The organism is Pandoraea sp. ISTKB (genome assembly GCF_001721285.1).
In the GTDB taxonomy this organism is placed as follows: Bacteria; Pseudomonadota; Gammaproteobacteria; order Burkholderiales; family Burkholderiaceae; genus Pandoraea; species Pandoraea capi.
This window is the reverse complement of record NZ_MAOS01000061.1, coordinates 135315-158631: the sequence shown is the minus strand read 5'-3', so window position 1 is coordinate 158631 and position 23317 is coordinate 135315. Positions and strand designations below refer to the sequence as shown.

The following is a 23317-nucleotide window of genomic DNA, read 5'->3' as shown; positions in this document are numbered from 1 at the left end:
TGGTTCGTCACGACTAGCTCGCCCTGATATCCGAGAGGAAAGCTTTGGCTCTCGCGTGCTGAGGCGCACGGAAAAACGCGTCGGGAGAGTTCTCTTCGAGGATGACGCCTTTATCCATGAACCAAACACGATCGCTCACTTCACGAGCAAAGCCCATTTCGTGCGTCACGCAGACCATCGTCATGCCGTCACGCGCGAGCGAGCGCATGACACTCAGCACTTCACCCACCATTTCAGGATCCAGTGCGCTGGTCGGCTCGTCGAACAACATGATCGGCGGCTCCATCGCCAGCGCTCGGGCGATCGCCACCCGTTGCTGTTGACCGCCCGACAACTGATGCGGATAAGCCGTGGCCTTGTTGGCGAGCCCCACGCGGGCAAGCAGCGTCATGGCCTGATCTTTCGCGTCCGCCGTCGATTTCCCTGCAATCCGAACGGGTGCAAGGCACACGTTTTCGAGCACGGACAGATGCGGAAACAGGTTGAACGACTGAAACACAAAGCCGATGCCGCAGCGGAAGTCATTGATATTCAGGCTCTTCGCATGAATGTCCTGGTTATTGACGTGAATCGTTCCCGACTGGATTTCCTCAAGCCGGTTGATCGTGCGGATCAAGGTCGACTTGCCCGAACCCGACGGGCCGCAAACGACGACGACTTCTCCTGCCCGGACTTCCGCACTCACGTCGGCGAGCGCGTGATACTCGCCATACCACTTATTAACCTTCGAAAATCGAATCACTTTCAATGCTCCTTTGCACTACCGCCTTCGGCGACCGCTTACGCGTTACATTGCGTTCCAGATAGTTTGCGCACTTCGTGAGCACGAAACAGACGACAAAATAGAGAATGACGAGAATCAGAAACACCTCGAACGGCCTTGTCAGCAGGGCGTTGTTGACCTGGTTCGCTTCGAACGTCAGCTCCTGCACACTGATCACGTAGCCAATCGAGGTTTCCTTGATCAGCGAGACCAGTTGACTGATGATGCTCGGCACCATGTTGTAAAGCGCTTGCGGCAGAATCACCCAGACGTACGTTCTCCAGTAGCCGAGCCCCAGCGCCCGGGACGCTTCCATCTGCCCTTTCGGAAGCGCTTCGATGCCCGCACGAATCACCTCGGACAAGTAGGCCGATTGATAAACGACCAGCGTGCAAATCATTGCCGTAAAGGCGGTCACGCTGTGGCCGACGAGAATGGGAACGAGGAAGTACCCCCAGAAGACGAACATCACCAGCGGAACGCCACGGACCACGTACACCAGTACGGTGGATGCGACGTAGAACACCCGGATAGGCGACAACCGGCATAGCGCGATCGCGATACTTAAGGGGAAAGACAGCGCAAGCCCCAATACCGAAAGCACCAGCGTGAGCGCGAGCCCGCCAAGCGGTCCATTTGGAAATTGCCCGACGAGAAGCAGCAATCCATATTCGTGCACGATTTCCGACATGTCTTATCTCGCCTTTATCTGGATGCGTTTGCCAACCATGGCCCCCATCCACATCAACCCCAACGACACGGCGAGATAAAACGCCGTTGCCACTGCATACGCCTCGAAAGTCCGGAACGTCTCGTTCTCGATCTGACGCACCACATAAGTCATCTCGGCTGCACCGATCGCCATCGCCAGACTCGTGTCTTTGAACATCATCACCGTGTGATTCACGAACGACGGCAGCGCGCTCCTGAATGCCAATGGGAATGTCACGAAGCGCATCGTGGCGAAGAAACTGAAACCGAGCGATCGGGATGCCTCGTACTGACCGTGAGGCACCGAGCGCAGGCCACTGCGAATGTCCTCCGAAAAGAATGCCGACATACATAGGCCGATGGCGATCGACGCATAGATGACTTCGCCATCGTGGGCGTTAATCCACGATTGAACGCCGTCGGGCAAGAGTGTCGGCACACCGAAGTACCAAAGAAAAATCTGCGCGAGCAGGGGAATGTTCTGGTGGTAAGAAACAAAAGCCTCGACCGCTTTGCGCAGCGGGGTGACCCCCGATGCACGCAAAACGGCCAGCACCGTTCCAAGCCCAATGGCAAGCAGCCAGCTGACCACGGTCAACTTGGCAGTCGTGACGACAGCAGACAGCAGAAGACTTGCGAATGGCCCAGCGAAAACTGCACCGAAATCGAGATGATCAAACACGTTCTACTCCTCAGGCGTGGGGGCGCCTCTCGATGACTTACTCAGGAATCGGCGCGGCGGTGAAGTCGCGTTTCATCTTGTATGCCGATGCAGTACCAAGCCATTTATCGAAGATCTGCTGCGACTGTCCGGACGACTCCATCGCGCCGAGCGCCTGGTTGATCGCGGCGACAAGCGCGGGCTCGCCCTTCTTCATCCCCAACCCCCAGTACTGGCGGTCGATCGGCGGCGCCAGAATGGCGATCGACTTCGCGTTGGCGCCAAGACGGTCGACAAAGCGACGCATGATGCTTTCGGACATCACATAGCCGTCGACCTTGCGCTGCGTGAGCGCCATGAACGCCGAGGGCGGATCGTCATAGCTCACCATCTGCGCCGTGGGCAGCAACTTCAGCACTGCCGGAATATCGCTCGAACCTTTCACGGTGCTGATGCGTTTGCCGGCCAGATCGTTGACCGTCTTGTACGGCCCGGTCGCCGAGGTCGCGATCACTTCGTTGCTGACGAAGTACATGTGTGAAAAATCGACCTGCTGCGCGCGCTGCGCGTTGTACGTGAGCGAGGCCGTCAGAATGTCGATACGCCCCTGCGTGAGCTCGGGAATCCGCGCGTCGAGCGACAGGACTTTCAGCTCCGATGCAACGCCAAGTTGTTTCGCCACGCCTTTGCAGAAATCAACGTCATATCCGATGATTTCGCGCGTCTCCGGGTTTTGAAATCCAAACGGCGGGTTGTTGCTGACGATGCCGCACACCAGGGTCTGGCGCTTCTTGATGTCCGCAAGCTGGTCGGCATGTGCCACGCTCGCTCCGATGAAAGACGCGCCCAATACCGTCGCGCCTACGCAAGCCATGAATCGCTTCATCTCGCTATCTCCATGTATTTTTTAGATACGGTCGACCCGCGATTCCAGCGATTTCTGCGCGAGGTCAATGACCGAGGACGCATTGTTTCACGCAGAAGAAATGTCTAAAAACGATATTTTTTTATTCATTAAAATCGCTTTTTTTCATACTTTTGCGCGCGTGGCGAAAGCACGCCGGCGACGGGATGTCTGTCGCACGAGTGCGCGCTGCTGCGGTACTTCGAGGGGGAGAATCGCCGCGAATTTATCTGGATGGTGTCAGACAAATGGGCACAAAAAAGGGCCAGCAGATTTTCATCTGCTGGCCCTATTCCTGGTAGGCCGTGCTGGGTTCGAACCAGCGACCAAGGGATTATGAGTCCCCTGCTCTAACCGCTGAGCTAACGGCCCTTAACTACCGGCGCTCGCTCAGCAGCAATCAATTGCCTTCGAGGAACGACTTGAGCTTGTCGGAACGGCTCGGGTGACGCAGCTTGCGCAACGCCTTGGCTTCGATCTGACGAATACGCTCACGCGTCACGTCGAACTGCTTGCCCACTTCCTCGAGCGTGTGGTCCGTGCTCATCTCGATACCGAAACGCATACGCAGCACCTTGGCTTCACGCGGCGTCAGCGAGTCGAGCACGTCCTTCACGACGTCGCGCATACTACCATGCAATGCGGCGTCCGCAGGGGCTACCGTGCCGGTATCTTCAATGAAATCGCCCAAATGCGAATCGTCGTCGTCACCGATCGGCGTTTCCATGGAGATCGGTTCCTTCGCGATCTTCATGATCTTGCGGATCTTGTCCTCGGGCATTTCCATCTTCTCGGCCAGCGTCGCCGGATCCGGTTCGACACCGGTTTCCTGCAGAATCTGACGCGAGATCCGGTTCATCTTGTTGATCGTTTCGATCATGTGCACCGGAATACGGATGGTACGTGCCTGATCCGCGATCGAGCGCGTGATGGCCTGACGGATCCACCACGTCGCGTACGTCGAGAACTTGTAACCACGACGGTATTCGAACTTGTCCACCGCCTTCATCAGGCCGATGTTGCCTTCCTGAATAAGATCCAGGAATTGCAGGCCACGGTTCGTGTACTTCTTCGCAATCGAAATCACCAGACGCAAGTTCGCTTCGGTCATCTCGCGCTTTGCCTTGCGGGCACGGCGCTCGCCTTCCGACATCTTGCGATTGACGTCCTTCAACTCGGTCAGCGGCAACACCACACGCGCTTGCAGGTCGATCAGCTTCTGTTGCAGTTCCTGCACGGCCGGCACGTTACGCTCGACCACCGAGCTGTAAGCCTTGTTATCGGCCACGACGGTGTAAATCCAGTCGAGATTGGTTTCGTTGCCCGGGAAACGCGACACGAAATCGGCGCGCGGCATGCCGCACTTGTCGACCACGATGTTCAGGATGGCGCGCTCGATGTTACGCACTTCGTCCACTTGCGAACGCAGCGTGTCGCACAGACGCTCGACCGTACGCGCCGTGAAGCGGATCGTCATCAGCTCGGTCTGGATCGCTTCGCCAGCCTTCACATACGGCTTGGACTGGTAGCCTTCCTTCTCGAACGCACGACGCATCTTGCCGAACCAGTCGGCGATCACGGCGAACTTGGCGAGCGAATCACGCTTGAGCTGCTCGACCTGCGCTGCCGAAGCACCGCCGCCGCTGCCGCTATCTTCTTCGTCGTCGCCTTCTTCCTCTTCCTCTTCTTCCTCGTCTTCGTCCGCATCGGCGTCGAAGTCTTCGTCATCGGAGGCAGCGGCCGCTGCGTTGGCTTCCGCATTCGGATCGATCAAGCCATCGACCACTTCGTCGATACGCATTTCTTCGCGCTCGACCTTCTCGGCCATCGCCAGGATCTCGGCGATCGTCGTCGGGCATGCGGAGATGGCCTGCACCATGTGCTTCAGGCCTTCTTCGATGCGCTTCGCGATCTCGATTTCACCTTCGCGCGTCAGCAGCTCGACCGTACCCATTTCGCGCATGTACATACGCACCGGATCGGTCGTGCGGCCAAACTCGGAATCGACGGTCGAAAGCGCAGCTTCCGCCTGCTCCTCGACTTCATCGTCCGTCGCAGCGTTCGGCGCGTTGTCGTTGAGCAGCAGCGTCTCGGCATCAGGCGCCTGCTCGTAGACGGCAACGCCCATGTCGTTAAACGTTGCGATCACGCCTTCCAGCGCGTCGCCTTCCACCACATCGTCAGGGAGGTGGTCGTTGATCTCTGCAAAGGTCAGGAAGCCTCGTTCCTTGCCCAGCTTGATCAGTGTCCGCAGCTTGCCACGACGTTCCTCAAGTTCCTCGGCCGTACCGGGCTGGTGCGAGGAAAATGCGTCCTTGAGCAGTGCTTTCTCTTTTGCCCGGCGATCACGCGCCTTCTGCTTTTCCACTTTGGTCTGATCTTCGTTCACGGGTTGATCATTAGTATTCGCTGCAACGTTTTGCTCCACCGGGGTCGCGGTCTTCGCGGCTCTGCCACGTGCTTTTGGGACGACCGACCCAACTGCTGTCGGCGTAACCTCCACCACTGCCTCCGGTTTGCTGGAAGCCCCGGTCTTGCGTGGGGCTTTCGTCGCAGGTGTACTGCGGCCCGCCAGGCTCGAAGCCTTGGCGGTAGTTGCGCTCTTCGCGCTTTTTTCAGCGGGTTGTCGGGCCTGCGGTTTCCCGCCTGCCGTCGCCTTCGTGGCCGTTGCCGCCCCGGTCGCTTTGACCTTCGCGGGCGGCTCGGACTTCACCGTCGGCCTGACTGCCTTCGCAGCCCCCACCGTCGTGGCGGTCGCACTCTTGCGCTTGGTGACATCGGTCACCTTCGCAGCCGTCTTGCCGGTCGCCTTCGTGGCACCGGCGGCTGCCTTGGTTTGCGTAGTACGTTTCGCCGAACTTGCCTGGCTGGCTGTTTTCTTCGTCGCTTGCGACACCGCACCGGCCTTTCCTCCAACGCCAGCTTTCGCAGATCGAGACGCCCCCTTTCCACCAGATGCCGCCGCCGCGCTGGTCGCGCGCTTTGCCGTCGGTGAAGGGATAACCGTCTTTTTTCCGCTGGTCGTTGTCATCTTTGCCATAGCGATCTCGCTTGCCAGAAAACAGCCCACTGAAAACTTTCCATTATAGCACGCGGGCTTACCTCAACTTCGCGCGCCCCCTGTGCCGACCGTAGCCAGCATCCGCTTCAATTCGTCACGCTCGCGCGATAGCGCCTGCGCGTGACGCAATTCATCGGACGTCAGCGACGTCCGCTTGAAAATCGTCTCCAGTTCTTCGCACAACCGGTCGTACTGCAAGCGCCGGATCGCACTACGCAACTCGGTGAGTCGCAAGGCGATTTGCTCTTCACGGCGCTCGACCTGTGTTTCGTCCGCCGGGTCGAACAGCATCAGATCGCGCGCATTTTCCTCAAACGAGAGGATTTCGCGAATGATGTCGTCGAAACTCGCCCAGTTTGGCGAAATTCGCAGCCGATCCGACATGTAACGGAAGTCGGCCTGTGCGCCCATTTCGCGGCAAAGCGTCAGCACTTCCGAGAAAATCTCGCCGTGGTGACCCTTCTCCCGCAAAATCTTGGTCTCTTCTTCGGTCAATTCGTTTCCGAGCGCCGGGAACATCAACAAATTCTGCAAAGCCCGGTGTTCGGTGCCCACCACACGACGTTTCTCGCGCTTGGCGGGCGCCTTGTCCCATGCGTTCTGACGGCGTGCCGCGCCAATGTGCAATTCGCACAACTCGGCCACTTCTTCCACCGAACTTCCCACCCGCTCCGCCAACGCGTGGATAATCTGGCCGCGCAACGCATTCGCCGGCATCTGCTGCAAAAGCGGCTTCGCTTCGAACAACGCCCTCGCCCGGCCTTCTGGCTGGTGCATCTCCTTGCCTGCCGTCACTTCGCCAATCAGGAACTGCGACATCGGCATGGCGTGCGACACCTCGTCGGCAAACGCCTGCGTGCCGTGTTCGCGCACATAACTGTCCGGATCGTGCTCGCTCGGCAGAAACAGGAACTTGAAACTCCGGTTGTCGTCGGCATGCGGCAAACAGGCTTCGAGCGCACGACGCGCCGCGCGGCGGCCTGCCGCATCGCCGTCGAAGCTGAACACCACCGTTTCCGTCTGGCGCAGCAGTTTCTGCACGTGCATCGGCGTACAGGCCGTGCCCAGCGTGGCGACCGCCTGCGGAAATCCCAGCTGCGCGAGCGCCACTACGTCCATATACCCTTCGACGACCAGCACGTAGCCCGCATCCCGAATACCGAGACGCGCCTCGAACAGCCCATAAAGCTCGCTGCCCTTGCTGAAGAGCGGCGTTTCGGGAGAGTTCAGATACTTGGGTTCGCCTTTGTCCAGCACGCGTCCGCCGAAGGCAATCACCTGCCCCTTCGTATTGCGGATCGGGAACATGATCCGGTCGCGGAAGCGGTCATAGCGTCGCTTCGTGCCGCCCGCCTCGCCCTTCTCGCTCTCGATGACGAGACCGGCGTCGAGCAACTGGTCGTCCCGGTAGTTCTCGAACGCGGCTTCGAGGTTCTGCCACGCGTCGGGGGCATAGCCCAGCCCGAAATGCGCAGCGATTTCGCCGGTCAGCCCGCGTCGCTTCAAATAGTCGATGGCCACGGGCGCACCGCGCAATTGCTTGCGGTAGTAGTCGCACGCACGCGTCATCACGTCGACCAGCCCGAGGGTTTGCGCACGTTGCGCGGCAGGTGCCGGCGCGCCCGGCATCGGCGCCTCACGCGGCACATCCAGCCCGACATTACGGGCCAACTCCTCGACAGCTTCGACAAATCCGAGTCCGGCATGCTCCATCAGGAAGCTGATCGCGCTGCCGTGCGCGCCACACCCAAAGCAGTGATAGAACTGCTTGGTGGGACTTACCGTAAATGAGGGCGACTTCTCGTTATGAAAGGGGCACAGCCCCATGAAGTTCGCCCCACCCTTTTTCAACTGAACGTAACGGCCCACCACCTCGACAATATCGACGCGGTTGAGCAAATCCTGCAAAAACGACTGGGGAATCACTGGATCGGTGCCATCGCAACGCAGTGCCGGGCCGTCGCATGCGCAACGGCGCCGTACCGCACCACTGGATTACGCAGCCAACGCCGCCTTCACTTGCGCCGACACGACCGTCATGTCGGCACGCCCTGCCAGCAGGCCTTTGAGCACGCCCATCACCTTGCCCATGTCCTGCGGACCGGCTGCGCCCGTTTGCGCCACTGCCGCCTTGACCGCCTGCGCGACTTCGTCTGCCGAGAGCTGCTGCGGCATATAGACCATGAGCACTTCGAGTTCAGCGGCCTCCTTGTCGGCCAGATCGGTGCGGCCGGCAGCCTGGAACTGGCTGATGGAATCCTTGCGCTGTTTGATCAGCTTGTCGACGATGGCGATCGTAGCCGTATCGTCGAGCGTGATGCGCTCGTCGACTTCCTTTTGTTTGATTGCCGCGAGCAGCAGACGGATGGTCCCCAGTTTATCGGCGGCCTTGGCACGCATGGCCGTCTTCATGTCTTCGTTGATGCGTTCTTTCAGACTCATGAGCAGGGATTCCGGAATTCGATTACGTTTCAGTGTAGTGCATGCCGTCCCAAAGAAAAGGACGGCGACGGTGTGCTTCGATCCGCCCCGCACCGCGGCCGGTAGGCTGGCGCAGGATTACAGGGGCACAAAGCACAAAAACCCGCTTGAGGTAACGATCACACATGCGATCACAAGCGGGCTCGCCGGAGACTCGGATCGTCACGACACAAGCCCTCTCGTACGCTCGTCATCGATGACGTGTCGGACGCAATATCGCAAACAATCCCTCGGAGGCGTCTCAAACGAGTCTTCGAACACCTGCCGAAACGACCGGTACTGCTGAAATGGCGCCGTCTCCACGAAGGAGAGAGCGTAGCACGGCGCACTAGTGGCCGTCTACGACAGTGCGTCGCCTTACCGGCACTCAGCCTCTCCGGATCTCGCTCAGACGTAGCGCCCTGCGCCCTCAGGCGACGCTGTCGCCAGCCTTGGCCGACTGGATACTTTCGGACATCCCCCGCGCGCACGCCACGGCTGAGGCCCACGCCCACTGGAAGTTGTAGCCGCCAAGCCATCCCGTGACGTCGACGACTTCACCCACGAAGTGCAGTCCAGGCTGCGCACGTGCCTCCAGCGTGGCCGACGACAACGCCCGGGTATCGACGCCACCGCGCGTCACTTCCGCCTTGCGCCATCCCTCCGAGCCGCAGGGCTTGAGCGTCCACCCCGAGAACGCTTGCGCCAGAGCGCGCAGCGCCTTATCCGGCAGCTCCTGAACGCGAGCCTGCGGCGACAGGCCGCTGTTGGCCACCCAGGCGTCTGCCAGACGTGCCGGCACCCACTGCGCCAACAGATTGCTCAACTGACGTTTGGACGTCGCCTTCGCCTCGAACAGCGCCGCCTCGATATCGGACGAGGGCGCGAGATCGAGCGTGATCGGCTGGCCCGGCGTCCAGAAGCTGGAAATCTGAAGAATCGCGGGCCCGGACAGCCCGCGGTGCGTGAACAACAGATCCTCAAGAAAGTTACCGGCGTCCTTCCCCTTACCTGTGCTGACGTCGACTTCCAGCGACAGTCCGGACAAGCCCGCGAACGGCGCCCACGTCGATGCATCGAACATGAGTGGCACGAGCGCCGGGCGCGGCTCGACGATATCCAGCCCGAACTGGCGCGCGATCCGGTAGCCCCAGTCCGTCGCCCCGATTTTCGGAATCGACAGACCACCCGTCGCCACGACGAGCCGTTTGGCCGCGATATGCCCAGCGTCTGTCGTCAGATGATAGGGATGCGCACCGCCGGCGGTCGTATGCGCCACTGTGTGCACGGCGCACGGCATGCGCCAGTGCACATGCCCCGCAGCACACTCATTTCGCAGCATTTCGATGATGTCTTCGGCGCTTTCGTCGCAGAAGAGCTGCCCGCGATGCTTTTCATGCCACGCAATACGGTGACGCTTGAGCAGGTCCAGAAAGTCGCGCGGCGTATAGCGTGCGAGCGCTGACCGGCAAAAACGCGGATTCTCCGACAGGTAATTCGCCGGTCCGGCATTGATATTGGTGAAATTGCAGCGGCCGCCGCCCGAAATGCGGATTTTCTCCGCCAGACGCGTCGCATGATCGATCAGCACCACGCGCAAGCCCAATTGCCCGGCCACAGCCGCGCACATCAGACCGGCCGCGCCGGCACCCACGATCGCTACATCGAACTTTTCCATGGCGCGCATTGTAACCGGCAGCCGATGGGGTCGACTGGTATACTTCCCGGTTCCCCATCGACATTGACGCCGCGCGCATCTCCTCCCGCCATGCTGGTTCTAGGCATTGAAAGCTCTTGCGACGAAACCGGACTCGCCCTCTATGACACCGAGGCGGGCCTGCTCTCGCACGCACTGCATTCGCAGATTGCGATGCACCGCGAATACGGCGGCGTCGTACCGGAACTGGCGTCGCGCGATCACATTCGTCGCGCTCTGCCGCTGGCCGAAGAAGTGCTGGCACAGGCGGGCAAGCCGCTCAGCGCGGTGGATGCCATTGCCTACACCCAAGGCCCCGGACTGGCCGGCGCGCTGCTAGTCGGCGCAAGCGTCGCCAATGCGCTGGCTTTCGCGCTGGATCGACCTGTCGTCGGCGTGCATCACCTCGAAGGCCACTTGCTGTCCCCGCTGCTCGCGCCGGACGCGCCCGACTTCCCGTTCGTCGCCCTGCTGGTCTCCGGCGGCCACACGCAGTTGATGGAAGTGCGCGCCTTCGGTCAGTACGCGATGCTCGGCGAAACGCTGGACGACGCGGCAGGCGAAGCCTTCGACAAGACGGCCAAGCTGCTCGGCCTCGGCTATCCGGGCGGCCCCGCCGTCTCTCGTCTGGCCGAGTTCGGCACCCCCGGGCGCTACGACCTGCCACGCCCGATGAAGCATTCGGGCAATCTCGACTTCAGCTTCAGCGGCCTGAAAACCGCAGTGCTCACCCAGGTGCGCAATCTTGGCGGCAACGTCTGTGAGCAGGCAAAAGCGGATCTTGCACGCGGGTTCGTCGACGCCATCGTCGAGGTGCTCGTCGCCAAATCGATGGCCGCGCTCAAGCAAACCGGCATGAAGACGCTGGTCGTCGCGGGCGGTGTCGGCGCGAACGCCCAATTGCGCGCGGGGCTGAACGAGGCCGCACGCCGTCGCGGTTATCGCGTGCATTACCCCGACCTCGCGTTCTGCACGGACAACGGTGCGATGATCGCGTTTGCGGGTGCCATGCGTCTCAAGCACTGGCCCGACGAGGCCGACAGCGAATACGCTTACACCGTGCGCCCGCGCTGGGATCTGGCCGATATCGTACGAAGCGCCTGATCGATCGCCGCCACGCTCAGGCAGACGCCCATGAAAAAACCGCTCCGAGGAGCGGTTTTTTTGTCACTGGCTGTCGCTGGCCGACGGCATCGATCGATCAGGCGGCAATTCGCTTGTCGCGCTCGATCACCGCGTAGGCGCTGTGATTGTGGATCGACTCGAAGTTTTCGGCCTGAAGCACGTAAGCCGCGATACGCGGCTCGTCATTCAGACGCGTTGCCACGTCACGCACCAGATCTTCCACGAACTTCGGATTCTCGTAGGCGCGCTCGGTCACATACTTTTCGTCCGGACGCTTGAGCAGCCCCCACAGTTCGCACGACGCCTCTTCCTCAGCCATGCGCACCAGTGCCTCAACCGCGATATCGCCCACGATTTCGGCGTCGATGGTGATATGCGAACGCTGATTGTGCGCGCCATACTGCGAAATCTTCTTCGAGCACGGGCACAGGCTCGTGACCGGCACGAGCACCTTGAGCCACACACGCGTCTCGCCGTTGCGAACGTCGCCCGTGAGCGTCACTTCGTAATCCATCAGGCTCTGCACGCCGGAGACCGGCGCCGTCTTGTTGATGAAGTACGGGAACGTCACTTCGATGCGACCGGCTTCGGCTTCAAGCTTTTCCAGCATGCTATCGAGCATCGCGCGAAAGCCCGCGACATCCAGCGGCTCACGATTCGCTTCGAGCAACGCCACGAACCGCGACATGTGCGTGCCTTTCTGATCGGCCGGCAAATGCACGTCGAGATTGAACAGGCCGACAGTGGCTTGCGCGTTGCCGTCGGCCAGACGCACCGACAACGGATGACGCACACCGCGCACACCAACGCGCTGAATCGGGATCTGCCGGGTATCGACGCTGCTCTGCACGTCCGGCATAACGAAAGCGGGGTTCATCTGGTTCATCAGGTTTCCTTCTTTGCCGGCAAGCCGACTGGGGGGAGGCAATGGGCAAAACGTACCCGTCGCACGGCTCATGAGCCTCTGGCGAGTGCCAACGGGAATGTGCCGGAGGCCCCGGCACAGGACGAAGAATGCGCTATGCAAAACGAAACGATCCGGCGCGCAAGCCGGATCGTTCTGACACTCAGGACACCGACGTCGTTCAGGCGACGAGCTTCGTCGTCACCTTTTCGGTGGCCTGCGAGGCATCCGCCGGCTGAATATCGAAGCGCTCCCAGATCGACTTGGCGATGCCTGCGGCGTCGAGACCCAGCCCCGACAGAAGCTGTGCCGGATCGCCATGATCGATGAAAAGATCGGGCAGACCCAATTGTAGTATGGGTCGATGGCCGCCGCTGGCCAGCAGGGATTCGGCAACAGCGGAACCGGCGCCACCCATGATGCTGCCCTCTTCAACCGTCACGAGGTAATCGTGCGTCTGCGCCAGGCGGGCAATCAGTTCGTCGTCGATCGGCTTGACGAAACGCATGTCGGCCACGGTGGCGTCGAGCTTTTGCGCCGCAGCCAGCGACGGCGCGACCATGCTGCCGAACGCGAGAATCGCGATGCGATGGCCGGCTTCCGCCTGGCTTTCGCGACGCACGATACCCTTGCCGATCGGCAGCGCCGTCATCGTCTGCTCGATTACCGCGCCCGTGCCAGCGCCGCGCGGATAACGCACCGCCGACGGGCCGTCGATCTGCACGCCGGTGTACAGCATCTGACGGCACTCGTTCTCGTCGGACGGCGTCATCACGACCATGTTCGGAATACAGCGCACGAACGGAATATCGTAGGCGCCCGCGTGCGTGGCACCGTCGGCACCGACGAGGCCCGAACGATCCAGCGCAAACACGACCGGCAGATTCTGCAATGCCACATCGTGAATCAACTGGTCGTAGCCACGTTGCAGGAACGTCGAATAGATGGCGACGACGGGCTTGAGACCTTCCGTCGCCATACCGCCCGCAAACGTGACCGCGTGCTGTTCGGCGATGCCCACGTCGTAATAACGATCCGGGAAACGCTTTTCGAATTCGACGAGGCCGGAGCCTTCGCGCATGGCCGGGGTGATGCCCACGATGCGCTTGTCCATGGCTGCCATGTCACACAACCAGTCGCTGAACACCTGCGTGTACGTCTTCTTGCTGCTCGTGCTCGGCTTGATGCCCTCGGCCGGATTGAACTTGCCCGGGCCGTGGTACAGCACCGGATCCGCTTCGGCGAGCTTGTAGCCGTAACCCTTGCGCGTGACGACGTGCAGGAATTGCGGGCCCTTCAGATTCTTGATGTTCTCGAGCGTCGGGATCAGCGAATCGAGGTCATGACCGTCGATCGGGCCGATGTAGTTGAAGCCGAACTCTTCGAACATCGTGGCCGGAACGACCATTCCCTTGGCGTGCTCTTCGAACTTCCGCGCCAGTTCCAGCACCGGCGGCGCCACGCTCAGCACCTTCTCCACGCCCTTCTTCGCCGCGGCGTAGAAGCGCCCCGACATCAGGCGGGCGAGATAGCGATTGAGCGCGCCGACCGGCGGCGAGATCGACATATCGTTGTCGTTCAGGATGACGAGCAGCGGCGCATCTTCATGCACCCCGGCATTGTTCATCGCCTCGAACGCCATACCGGCCGTCATCGAACCGTCACCGATCACCGCGATGCCGAAACGGTTCTCACCCTTCGTGCGTGCGCCGAGCGCCATGCCGAGCGCCGCCGAAATCGACGTGCTCGAGTGCGCCGTGCCGAACGTGTCGTAAGGCGACTCGTCGCGCTTCGGGAAGCCCGAGATACCGCCGAATTGACGTAGCGAGCCCATTTGCTCGCGACGACCCGTCAGGATCTTGTGCGGATAGCTCTGATGGCCGACGTCCCAAACGATGCGATCTTCCGGCGTGTTGAAGACGTAGTGCAACGCGATCGTCAGCTCGACCGTCCCGAGATTGGACGACAGGTGGCCGCCCGTGCGCGACACGCTTTCGAGCACGAAAGCACGCAACTCCTCGGCCAGCGGCGCGAGTTGGCGACGCTCCAGACGCCGAAGATCGGCCGGGTCATCGATAGTATTTAGAAGTTCGTACATCGTCGTTCCATATATAGGCGTTCTTTATCGGGCAGCACCCCCTGTGCGCTGTTCCCGATCTCCTGCCGGTGCGTTCTGTGGGGAGATCGCGCCGACCCTCCTTGCCCCTTGCTTATCGCTACTGCTACCGCCCCGTCAAAACGTGACTGACGTGTTGGCGAGGCCGTTCAGAAAACCATGTGTGACTTGGCAACGCTGGCCGGCGTTTCACCGCTTCCACGGCGAACTGCCAGCCTACGTCCATCAATTGATCCGATCGACCACGTAGTCGGCCAGCGCACGCAGACGATCTGCGTTGCCGAGCGAGGTGCTCGCGGCATGCGCATCGGCGCGCAGCTTCTCAGCATAGTCGCGCGCACCGTCCAGACCCATGAGCGACACATACGTCGGCTTGTCGTTCGCGGCGTCCTTGCCTGCCGTCTTCCCCAGCGTGGCCGAATCGGCCGTTGCATCGAGAATGTCGTCCACGACCTGGAAGGCCAGACCGACAGCGGCGGCATACGCGTCGAGCGCGACGGTCTCGTCGTCCGACAGCGCACGGCCACAGATCGCGCCCATGCGCAGCGATGCACGCAGCAACGCGCCCGTCTTCAGACGGTGCATGTTTTCCAGTTGCGACTGCGTGAGCTTGATGCCCACGCTCTCCAGATCGATCGCCTGCCCACCCGCCATGCCGAGTGCGCCGGAAGCCAGCGCCAGTTCGCGCACCAGCGCGAGCGATTGCGCGGCGCTCAGGTCACCGGTCGCCTCGCCCAGCAGGACGAACGCCTGCGTTTGCAGACCATCGCCGGCGAGCAGCCCGGTCGCTTCGTCGTATTGCACGTGAACCGTCGGCTTGCCGCGACGCAGATCGTCGTCGTCCATGCACGGCAGATCGTCGTGCACCAGCGAATAGGCATGAATCATTTCGACGGCGCATGCTGCGCGGTCCAGCGCCGCCTCGCTCGCCTGCGTGACCTCACCCGCAGCAAAGCACAGCAGCGGACGCACGCGCTTGCCGCCACCGAGCACGGCGTAACGCATCGATTCGTTGAGTCGCGCCGAGCCGCCGTCTACGGCTTGCGGCAGCGCTGCATCGAGCGCCTGTTCCACACGGGCCTGCACTGCCTGCATCCAGGCCTTGATATTCTGATCCGCCATCGTCTTCATCCTGCACGTACCCCTTGGGCCGTGCGTGTTATTGAAGCGCCCCGGTGTCGCGGGAACGCTCTGGGTCGTGGGTCGCCTTGCCGTGTTGCTGTATCGCCGAATTCGGGCGCGCCGCCTAGAACTCGTCGCGTGTCGCTTCGAGCGGCTTGAGCGTCTCGCCTTCGAGCACCTTGACCTGCTGCTCCACCTTCTCGAGCAGGCCCTGGCAGTATTTCACCAGGACGGCGCCGCGCCGGTAGGCGCCAAGCGAATCTTCCAGCCCCAGCTCCCCGCCCTCCATGCGTCCGACGAGCGTTTCCAGCTCGGCGAGTGCAGCCTCATAGGTCTCGGGCAGGTCTTGCGGCACGTCGGGTGCCGCGTCTTGCGACTTTGCAGTCTTGGCCATAAACGCAAAATTCGGGTCGAATGTTCCATTTTACGGCAAAAGCGCACTAGCTCGCAGAGCGTAAATTGCCTCAAATCGGGTCGCGTCGACAATTTTCGGACATTATTTAACGTAAATCATGGACTTAGCAGCCCCCGGGTGTCTAGACCGGGTATAATCGTCGGTTCCCCTAAATCGATTTTTCGATGGTTGGGTTGTTCACTGCTTTCAAGCTAGACGGGAGTGGGAATGTCCAATCTAAGCAGCGCTTTGCAACTGAAACCGGCCTCGAGCCAATTGCCGGTCTACACGTATTTCGACGAGGCACTCCTCGCCCGCGAGCGTGAAGTCCTTTTCAAACATGGCCCGCGTTACGTGGGCCATGAACTGATGGTCCCGGAAGCCGGCGATTACTTCGCCCTCCCGGCCGAGCAGGAAGGTCGCATGCTGGTCCGCAATGGCGCGGGCGAGCACAACGGCATCGAACTGCTCTCGAACGTCTGCCGTCATCGCCAGGCGGTCATGCTCAATGGGCGTGGGAACACGCCCAATATCGTATGTCCGCTCCACCGCTGGACGTACGACACGAAGGGCGAACTGCTCGGCGCGCCGCATTTTCCGGAAAAACCGTGCCTGAACCTCGGCAAATTCCCGCTGCAACGCTGGAATGGGCTGCTGTTCGAAGCCGAAGGCCGCGATGTGCAGAAAGATCTCGCACGTCTTGGCGTGAAGCATCACCTCGACTTCTCGAACTTCATGTTCGATCACGTCGAAGTGCACGAATGTAACTACAACTGGAAGACGTTCATCGAGGTCTACCTCGAGGACTACCATGTCGTGCCGTTCCATCCGGGTCTGGGCAGCTTCGTTTCGTGCGAAGACCTCAGCTGGGAATTCGGCGACTGGTACAGCGTCCAGACCGTAGGCGTACACGACGGTCTCGCCAAGCCGGGCAGCCCGATCTATCGCCAGTGGCACGACGTGCTGCTGCGCTACCGCGAGGGTGTTCCGCCGGACTTCGGTGCGATATGGATGGTGTACTACCCGCATCTGATGATCGAGTGGTATCCGCACGTGCTGGTCGTATCATGGCTGATTCCCCGTGGCCCGCAGAAGACGACGAATATCGTCGAGTTCTATTACCCCGAGGAAATTGCCCTATTCGAGCGCGAATTCATCGAGGCTGAACGTGCCGCCTACATGGAAACCGCCCGCGAAGACGACGAGATCGCCGAGCGCATGGACGCCGGTCGCCGCGCCCTGTTCAATCGCGGCATCTCCGAAGTCGGCCCCTACCAGAGCCCGATGGAAGACGGCATGCAGCACTTCCATGAATTCCTGCGTCGCCAGATGGGCGATTTCTGAGGATCGGATCGCCGGCGGTCTCACCCGATGAGAAGCCGGCAGCATTCGGTTGAGGACCATGGCGGCACTTTTTGCACCGCGCTGTGGCGGCTGCGAGACTGAATTAAATATTTGCCGAAAATTCGCGAAACGGCGGGCCAAGTGCCCGCCGTTTTCGTTAGAATCGTCTCCATGCTTTCGATATGACCGCGCATAAGACCTTGATGCCGTGCGGTCACCGGCGTTCGGCACAAAATACCGAAATACGCGCGTTCGTCCCATCGTCGGCTAACCGCTCCTCTTGCCCCCTCTCGCCGTCACTGGCCACAATTCGCCATGCAATCGCTCTGGATGTTGGTCTCCGCCTTCATGTTCACGTTGATGGGGCTCTTCATCAAGCTGGCGGCAAACGAATACAACACCGGCGAAATCGTCCTTTACCGTAGTCTTATTGGCGTGATCGTGCTGCTGGCGATTGCGCGCATGCGTGGACAGACGATTCGCACGCGTCACATTGGCTCGCACATCAAGCGCAGCACCGCCGGCGTGGTTTCTCTCGGCCTCTGGTTCTATTCGCTCACGCAACTGCCGCTATCGACGGCCATGACGCTCAACTACATGTCACCGATCTGGATCTCCCTGATCGTCATGGGTACGGCGGCCATTCGCGGCAGCTTGCGCACCGACTTCCGTCTGGTTGCAGCGATTTTCGCGGGATTTGTCGGCGTTGCCCTGCTGTTGCAGCCCACCATCGACAGTCAGGCATGGGGCGGCGGGGTCGCAGGCGTGGTGTCCGGCGTGTTCTCGGCCATCGCCTACATGCAGGTCAAGGAACTTGGCGCAGCGGGCGAACCCGACTGGCGCATCGTCTTCTATTTTTCGGCAGGCGGGGTCTTGCTGGGACTCGGATGGGTCGCCATCGATGGCATGCACGCGCTGACCTGGCGCGGGGCCGGCTTGATGCTCGGTGTGGGTATCGCGGCGCTCATCGCCCAGACCGCGCTCACCCGGGCGTTCAGTTTGGGCAATACCTTAGTCACCGCGAATCTCCAGTACTCGGGCGTAATCTTCGCTACACTGATCAGCATGCTTGTCTGGGGCGACTGGCCCGCGATGGCCGGCTGGATCGGCATGTTGCTCATCGTTGCGAGCGGCATGACCGCACTTCGTCGACCGTCACCCTCCGCCTGATCGCCGTAGCACGATTCCCCCCACGCCCGTCTGCGGAGACGTCATGATTCACACGCACTTCACCACGCTCATCAGTCCGCAAAATCTCGGTGCGCTGATGCAAACCGCCGCCGGTGGCGGCGCCCCGGTGGTCATCTTCGATTGCCGGTTCGATCTTGCCAATCCGGCAGCCGGCGAAGCGGCCTACGTGAACGGCCACCTCTTCGGCGCGTTCTACGCGCATCTCGAACGTGACCTTTCCGGCAAGACAACCGGCAAGAATGGCCGTCACCCCCTGCCTGATCGCGACACGCTGGTGCGCCACCTTGCGGCATGTGGCCTGTCGAAGGGACAGCAGGTTGTCGCTTACGATGCGCAAGGCGGTATGTATGCCGCGCGTCTGTGGTGGCTGCTGCGCTGGCTGGGCCACGAGTCGGTCGCGGTCCTTGACGGTGGTCTGCAAGGCTGGGAAGCCGCGGGCTACAAACTCGACGCTGCCCCGCCCGAGGAACCGCCCCCGGGCAACTTCGCACCGGGTGAGCCGCTCGCGACGACCGCCGATGCGGCCGCCATCGAGCGCAACCTTACGTCACATGAGCGTCTCGTCATCGATGCGCGTGCGCCGGACCGCTATCGCGGCGAGAACGAAACGCTCGACCCGATCGGAGGCCATATCCCGGGTGCCGCCAACCGGTTCTTCAAGGACAACCTCGGGCCGGACGGCCGCTTCAAACCGGCTGCGACGCTGCGAGAGGAATTCGTCCAGGTGATCGGCCATGATCGCTTGCCCGAGCGCGTCATTTCTCAATGCGGCTCCGGCGTGACGGCTTGCCATAACTTGCTTGCCATGGAAGTCGCCGGCCTGCACGGTGCCAGCCTCTATCCGGGATCGTGGAGCGAATGGTGCGCCGACAAGCGCCGCCCCGTGGCGACAGGCGCACAGCCGTAAGCAATCTGCCGGGGGATATCGGGACGGCGATCCCTGCCGCACCGACGAGCCACGTACCGGCCACCGACGCCGCGCAAAAAAAAGCCGCTTCGAAATCCATCGAAGCGGCTTTTTTGCGAACCGTGTGCCATGTCCTCATGGTGATGCGAAAGCGGCCCCTCGGCACGCGGCCCGCCAGCGACCACTCACCACCGCCGATACCGCTGACGGTCGGTCCCGATGGTCGTCAGCCGTGAGGGTTGACGACCATCAGCAGGCAGCACACTTGTCCAAGCCGACATGGCAGGCGCACTCCGGCACCCGGTCAATTCGGCCTTGCAATCTCTGACGATGTCGCCCCACGCTCAGACATCGCAAGCGCGCTCCCGCCCTTGTCGTGATCGTGCCCATGGTCATGCTCATGATCGTGACCGTTAAGCCACACAACCAGCGCCAGCCCCACGGCGATCAGCAGGATCTGGGGCAGCGCATCGCGTGGGGACGTCCGACGCTGCATCTGCGGCATCAGGTCCGACACGGCAATGTAGATGAAGCTACTCGCGGCCAGCGCCAGCAAATAGGGAATCAGGCTTTGCAGGCGGTCGAGCATGAAATAGCCGAGCACACCGCCCAGCAACGCCGTCAGACTCGACGCCAGCGTAAGCACCAGCGCTTTGCGACGCTTGAAACCCGCATTGAGCAGCACCATGAAGTCACCGAGCTTGTGTGCGACTTCGTGCACCGTGATCGACACCGTCGCTGCCACACCCAGGCGCGGGTCCGTCAGAAACGCCGCCGCGATCACCACGCCATCGGCAAAATTGTGAATCGCGCTGCCGACCAGAATCATCCAGCCGCCTTTGCCCGCCTCATGCGCATCGTGGCCGTGCTCGTGATGATGCCCGTCGCCTTCGTGATGATGGCTGTGCCGAAGCAACGCCAGCTTTTCCAGCAGGAAGAACCCCAGCAATCCACCCAACAGCCAGCGAGTGATGACGTGCGCGTCGACATGCGCTTCCAGACTCTCGGGCAGCAAGTGCAGTAACGCCGTGCCGAGCAGCACGCCTGCCGAGAAGCTGACCATCTTGTCGATGAGCTTCGAGAGCAGACCAAGCGACAACGACGCCGCCCCGAAGAGGCTCAGCACGCCGGAAGCCAGCGTGGCGATAACGATGAAAAGAAAGATGGCGTCGATGGTGATTCTCCCGCAGGCAAGCCGGCGATTTAACCAGCTTTTACCGCGTCAGGCAAACCGTCGGCCCACGCGATGCAACGGCACACATGCCCCATGCACGCCATCAGGCAACGCCGTGCTTGCGGAACCACGCCTGCGCAAGCGCCCAGCCTTCCTTCGCATCGGCTTCGACGTAGCTCGCACGATAGTCCGCGAAGAACGCGTGCCCCGAGTTCGGGAAGACTTTCAACTCCGAGCCCTTCGACGCCGCGTTGCCCTTGGCCAGCGCCTCGCGCGCCTGCTCAACGCTCGCCACCGGAATGCCCGTGTCCTTACCGCCATACAGTCCGAGCAGCGGACCATGCAGCTTGCCAGCGATATCGATCGGGTTGTAAGGGAAGTTCTCGCTCTTGTCGCCGACGATGCGCCCGTACCAGGCCACCGCCGCCTTGACGTTCGGATTGTGCGCGTCGTACAGCCATGCCACCCGCCCGCCCCAGCAGAAACCGGTAATGCCCAGACGCTTCTCGTCACCGCCGTTCGCCACCGCCCATTTGACCGTTGCGTCGATGTCGCTCAGCACCTGCTTGTCCGGCGTCTTCGCGACGATCTGCGACTGAATCTCGGCAATGGTGCCCAGCGACTGCGGATCGCCCGCGCGCGCGAACAGCTCCGGCGCGACAGCGAGATAGCCGAGCTTGGCAAAACGACGGCAGATGTCGGCAATGTGCTGATGCACCCCGAAAATCTCCGAGACCACGACGATCGTCGGCAGATGCGTCTTCCCGGCCGGCTTCGCGTAGTACACCGGCATTTTGATACCCGGCACGTCGAGCATGTGCTCGCCGGCGTCCAGTCCCTGGGTATCGGTAGTGATCGTTTCGGCCGCCACCGGCAACACGGCCAGCGCGAATGCCGAGCCGACGGCGGTCTTCAGAAAATCACGACGGTTACGCGGCGCCACTTCGGGCACGAGACTATCCAGATCCGCTTGCGACATGTCGCACTCCAGGAGAAAGCGTCAATGAAAGAATGGTCAGGAATTCTGCCAACGGGGAAAGCGTGATGAGCCGCCGGCCTGAAGCCGGACGTTCGGATATTACTAGAGAGCCCAACGGCTTGCACTCAGACAGCGGCACATCGGCGCTCGGAACTGTCTGAAAAGGCGTGAAGCCCCGTGCACAAAGAACGAAGACCAGGGAAATTCACCCTCGGTCGACCCGCAACGACGAGGCGTGACCGCCACCGGGAGCCGTCACACACCCCAAAGCCACAAGGGCCGCACAGGCAGAAAACCTGAGCGGCCCTTGTGCCGAAAAATATCACCCAACACTAGCAAGCCCGGGCGCGTTCGGCGATACGTGCGTCAGTGCAGCTTCACACGCGGCACCGTGGACCGACGCAGCCGGTTCGCCACCGTGTCGAGCATCATGCGCCAGACGCCGTGCAGCGCCGCCACGTGCATCCGATAGAGCGACGTGTACATCACCCGCGCGAACAGCCCTTCGATGAACATGCTGCCGCCGATCAGCCCGCCCATCAGATTGCCCACGGCGCTGAACTTGCCCAGCGAGACGAGCGACCCGAAATCGCGATACGTGAACGTCGGCAGGCTTTGCCCTTTCAGGCGCGCCTCGATGGCCTTCACCAGAAAGCTCGCCTGCTGGTGCGCCGCCTGTGCACGCGGCGGCACGAAGCCATGCTCCGGCCATTCGCAGCTTGCGCAGTCGCCGAACGCGAAGATGTCCGGATCGGACTTGCTTTGCAGCGTGGGCAGCACTTCGATCTGATTCAGGCGGTTGACGGCGAGCCCCAGCGTGCCCAGCACCGACGGCGCAGTAATGCCGGCCGACCATACCGTGATGTCCGCGGGCAACACCTTGCCGCTCGTGGTCGTCACCTCGTTGGGACGCACCTCCGCCACCGAATCGCCACACAGAATGTCGACGTCGAGCTTCGTGAGCAACCCGGCGACTGCGCCCGACACCCGCTCCGGCAACGCCTTCAGAATGCGCGGACTCGACTCGATGATGGTGATGCGCACGTCCTTGCGCGGATCGAGCTTCAGACCGTACGAGCGCAACACTTCCGCCGTATTGCGCAACTCCGCCGACAACTCGACGCCCGTCGCCCCGGCCCCCACGATCACCAGATTCACCTTGGGACGTTGCGCCGCAGGCGGCGACAGCAGCGCACCGCCGGGCTGAGCCCCGGGCGACGCCGAAGCAGCCGCAGCCGCGACCGGTGTCTCGGCGGCGTTCTGCGCGCGAACGCAGGCGGCCATCAGGCGACGCCGGAACCGTTCGGCCTGCTCGACCGTATCGAGTGCAATGGTGTTTTCCTGCGCGCCGGCCACGCCGAAGAAATTGGTGGTGCTGCCGATGGCGAGCACCAGCGTGTCGTACGGCAGCGTACGCTCGGGCAACAGATCGCCCACGCCTTCGTCAGCCGCAGCGGGCACCGCAGCGAGGCGGATCGTCTTGGCTTGCCGATCCAGCCCGATCATCTCGCCCGTCGCGAACTCGAAGTGGTGCCAGTTCGCTTGCGCGACATAGGAGAGCTGATGCGTCGCCGTATCCATGACACCCGCAGCCACCTCATGCAGCAGCGGTTTCCAGATGTGCGACAAAGAACGGTCGACCAACGTTACCTGAACGTCTTTGCCACGCCCGTACTTGTCGCCCAACCGGGTGACGAGTTCGAGACCGCCGGCGCCGCCGCCGACCACAACGATACGATGCACACTCACGATAACTCCCCGTGCTTGGAAAACCGTCCGACCGGTCGGCTATCAGCGCGACCAGC

Annotated in this window: 20 protein-coding genes and 1 tRNA gene; 5 read left to right on the top strand and 16 right to left on the bottom strand. The window is 61.6% G+C overall.

From position 1 onward, the window contains the following. Positions 1–13: 13 nt before the first annotated feature. The 6 genes from A9762_RS22440 to rpoD all read right to left on the bottom strand — a co-directional run bounded on the left by A9762_RS22440 (position 14) and on the right by rpoD (position 5542). The gene (locus tag A9762_RS22440; RefSeq protein ID WP_069344193.1) at positions 14–742 is read right to left on the bottom strand and encodes an amino acid ABC transporter ATP-binding protein; all 729 of its coding nucleotides are present in this window, start codon (positions 740–742) and stop codon (positions 14–16) included. Continuing rightward, entirely contained in the window at positions 720–1454 is a 735-nt protein-coding gene (locus tag A9762_RS22435; protein WP_069344192.1) for an amino acid ABC transporter permease, read from the bottom strand. The genes A9762_RS22440 and A9762_RS22435 overlap by 23 nt, the downstream gene beginning before the upstream one ends. A gap of 3 nt (positions 1455–1457) precedes the next feature. Next, complete coding sequence (locus tag A9762_RS22430) at positions 1458–2156, bottom strand: amino acid ABC transporter permease (protein WP_069344191.1); 699 nt, start codon at positions 2154–2156, stop codon at positions 1458–1460. A 37-nt stretch (positions 2157–2193) separates the two neighbouring features. Next, positions 2194–3021 (bottom strand): ABC transporter substrate-binding protein, encoded by an 828-nt coding sequence (locus A9762_RS22425; RefSeq protein WP_069344190.1) that lies wholly within the window; start codon positions 3019–3021, stop codon positions 2194–2196. A gap of 314 nt (positions 3022–3335) precedes the next feature. Further along, positions 3336–3411: transfer RNA gene (locus A9762_RS22420), tRNA-Ile, on the bottom strand. Positions 3412–3439: 28 nt separating this feature from the next. Further along, on the bottom strand, positions 3440–5542 hold the full coding sequence (gene rpoD, locus A9762_RS22415) for an RNA polymerase sigma factor RpoD (protein WP_371443194.1): 2103 nt from the start codon (positions 5540–5542) through the stop codon (positions 3440–3442). 13 nt (positions 5543–5555) lie between these two features. Here rpoD and A9762_RS29475 point away from each other — a divergent pair, with 13 nt between their 5' ends. Further along, positions 5556–6128 carry a hypothetical protein gene (locus tag A9762_RS29475; RefSeq protein WP_371443193.1) on the top strand — a complete coding sequence of 191 codons (573 nt, stop codon included), beginning with the start codon at positions 5556–5558 and terminating at the stop codon, positions 6126–6128. A 14-nt stretch (positions 6129–6142) separates the two neighbouring features. On the opposite strand, the gene dnaG is transcribed toward A9762_RS29475, so the two are convergent. The 3 genes from dnaG to A9762_RS22395 all read right to left on the bottom strand — a co-directional run bounded on the left by dnaG (position 6143) and on the right by A9762_RS22395 (position 10238). After that, positions 6143–8026 carry a DNA primase gene (dnaG, locus tag A9762_RS22405; protein ID WP_069344187.1) on the bottom strand — a complete coding sequence of 628 codons (1884 nt, stop codon included), beginning with the start codon at positions 8024–8026 and terminating at the stop codon, positions 6143–6145. A gap of 69 nt (positions 8027–8095) precedes the next feature. Further along, the gene (locus A9762_RS22400) at positions 8096–8542 is read right to left on the bottom strand and encodes a GatB/YqeY domain-containing protein (RefSeq protein WP_069344186.1); all 447 of its coding nucleotides are present in this window, start codon (positions 8540–8542) and stop codon (positions 8096–8098) included. A gap of 448 nt (positions 8543–8990) precedes the next feature. Next, a complete protein-coding gene (locus A9762_RS22395) occupies positions 8991–10238 on the bottom strand; it encodes an NAD(P)/FAD-dependent oxidoreductase (RefSeq protein WP_069344251.1) in 1248 nt (415 codons plus the stop codon). Between the two features lie 90 nt (positions 10239–10328). Between A9762_RS22395 and tsaD the strand changes: the two genes are divergently transcribed. Further along, positions 10329–11360 (top strand): tRNA (adenosine(37)-N6)-threonylcarbamoyltransferase complex transferase subunit TsaD, encoded by a 1032-nt coding sequence (gene tsaD / locus A9762_RS22390; protein ID WP_069344185.1) that lies wholly within the window; start codon positions 10329–10331, stop codon positions 11358–11360. Between the two features lie 97 nt (positions 11361–11457). On the opposite strand, the gene folE2 is transcribed toward tsaD, so the two are convergent. The 4 genes from folE2 to A9762_RS22370 form a co-directional block, all read right to left on the bottom strand. Further along, positions 11458–12267: a GTP cyclohydrolase FolE2 gene (gene folE2 / locus A9762_RS22385; protein WP_069344184.1), complete on the bottom strand. Its 810-nt coding sequence runs from the start codon at positions 12265–12267 to the stop codon at positions 11458–11460. A gap of 199 nt (positions 12268–12466) precedes the next feature. Further along, complete coding sequence (dxs, locus tag A9762_RS22380; protein ID WP_069344183.1) at positions 12467–14383, bottom strand: 1-deoxy-D-xylulose-5-phosphate synthase; 1917 nt, start codon at positions 14381–14383, stop codon at positions 12467–12469. 243 nt (positions 14384–14626) lie between these two features. Beyond that, positions 14627–15532: a polyprenyl synthetase family protein gene (locus A9762_RS22375; RefSeq protein WP_139133347.1), complete on the bottom strand. Its 906-nt coding sequence runs from the start codon at positions 15530–15532 to the stop codon at positions 14627–14629. Between the two features lie 115 nt (positions 15533–15647). After that, positions 15648–15917 carry an exodeoxyribonuclease VII small subunit gene (locus A9762_RS22370; protein WP_069344181.1) on the bottom strand — a complete coding sequence of 90 codons (270 nt, stop codon included), beginning with the start codon at positions 15915–15917 and terminating at the stop codon, positions 15648–15650. 228 nt (positions 15918–16145) lie between these two features. Here A9762_RS22370 and A9762_RS22365 point away from each other — a divergent pair, with 228 nt between their 5' ends. The 3 genes from A9762_RS22365 to A9762_RS22355 all read left to right on the top strand — a co-directional run bounded on the left by A9762_RS22365 (position 16146) and on the right by A9762_RS22355 (position 19359). Beyond that, complete coding sequence (locus A9762_RS22365) at positions 16146–17261, top strand: aromatic ring-hydroxylating dioxygenase subunit alpha (RefSeq protein ID WP_069344180.1); 1116 nt, start codon at positions 16146–16148, stop codon at positions 17259–17261. A gap of 315 nt (positions 17262–17576) precedes the next feature. Next, positions 17577–18431, top strand: a complete 855-nt coding sequence (locus tag A9762_RS22360; protein ID WP_069344179.1) for a DMT family transporter — start codon at positions 17577–17579, stop codon at positions 18429–18431. 43 nt (positions 18432–18474) lie between these two features. Further along, entirely contained in the window at positions 18475–19359 is an 885-nt protein-coding gene (locus tag A9762_RS22355) for a sulfurtransferase (protein ID WP_069344178.1), read from the top strand. 304 nt (positions 19360–19663) lie between these two features. Here A9762_RS22355 and A9762_RS22350 read toward each other — a convergent pair whose 3' ends face one another. The 3 genes from A9762_RS22350 to A9762_RS22340 form a co-directional block, all read right to left on the bottom strand. After that, the gene (locus A9762_RS22350; protein ID WP_083254191.1) at positions 19664–20533 is read right to left on the bottom strand and encodes a ZIP family metal transporter; all 870 of its coding nucleotides are present in this window, start codon (positions 20531–20533) and stop codon (positions 19664–19666) included. Between the two features lie 103 nt (positions 20534–20636). Next, a complete protein-coding gene (locus tag A9762_RS22345) occupies positions 20637–21512 on the bottom strand; it encodes a dienelactone hydrolase family protein (protein WP_069344176.1) in 876 nt (291 codons plus the stop codon). Positions 21513–21878: 366 nt separating this feature from the next. Further along, a complete protein-coding gene (locus tag A9762_RS22340) occupies positions 21879–23255 on the bottom strand; it encodes an NAD(P)/FAD-dependent oxidoreductase (RefSeq protein WP_069344250.1) in 1377 nt (458 codons plus the stop codon). Positions 23256–23317 lie beyond the last annotated feature (62 nt).

Bases quoted from the DNA above. Each gene is read 5' to 3' on its own strand.
- A9762_RS22360 (WP_069344179.1), top strand. From the start codon at position 17,577: ATGCAATCGCTCTGGATGTTGGTCTCCGCCTTCATGTTCACGTTGATG.
- A9762_RS22365 (WP_069344180.1), top strand. From the start codon at position 16,146: ATGTCCAATCTAAGCAGCGCTTTGCAACTGAAACCGGCCTCGAGCCAA.
- A9762_RS22355 (WP_069344178.1), top strand. From the start codon at position 18,475: ATGATTCACACGCACTTCACCACGCTCATCAGTCCGCAAAATCTCGGT.
- A9762_RS22425 (WP_069344190.1), bottom strand. From the start codon at position 3,021: ATGAAGCGATTCATGGCTTGCGTAGGCGCGACGGTATTGGGCGCGTCT.
- tsaD (WP_069344185.1), top strand. From the start codon at position 10,329: ATGCTGGTTCTAGGCATTGAAAGCTCTTGCGACGAAACCGGACTCGCC.
- A9762_RS22345 (WP_069344176.1), bottom strand. From the start codon at position 21,512: ATGTCGCAAGCGGATCTGGATAGTCTCGTGCCCGAAGTGGCGCCGCGT.
- dxs (WP_069344183.1), bottom strand. From the start codon at position 14,383: ATGTACGAACTTCTAAATACTATCGATGACCCGGCCGATCTTCGGCGT.
- A9762_RS22375 (WP_139133347.1), bottom strand. From the start codon at position 15,532: ATGAAGACGATGGCGGATCAGAATATCAAGGCCTGGATGCAGGCAGTG.
- A9762_RS22370 (WP_069344181.1), bottom strand. From the start codon at position 15,917: ATGGCCAAGACTGCAAAGTCGCAAGACGCGGCACCCGACGTGCCGCAA.
- A9762_RS22395 (WP_069344251.1), bottom strand. From the start codon at position 10,238: ATGGAAAAGTTCGATGTAGCGATCGTGGGTGCCGGCGCGGCCGGTCTG.
- A9762_RS22435 (WP_069344192.1), bottom strand. From the start codon at position 1,454: ATGTCGGAAATCGTGCACGAATATGGATTGCTGCTTCTCGTCGGGCAA.
- A9762_RS22400 (WP_069344186.1), bottom strand. From the start codon at position 8,542: ATGAGTCTGAAAGAACGCATCAACGAAGACATGAAGACGGCCATGCGT.
- folE2 (WP_069344184.1), bottom strand. From the start codon at position 12,267: ATGAACCAGATGAACCCCGCTTTCGTTATGCCGGACGTGCAGAGCAGC.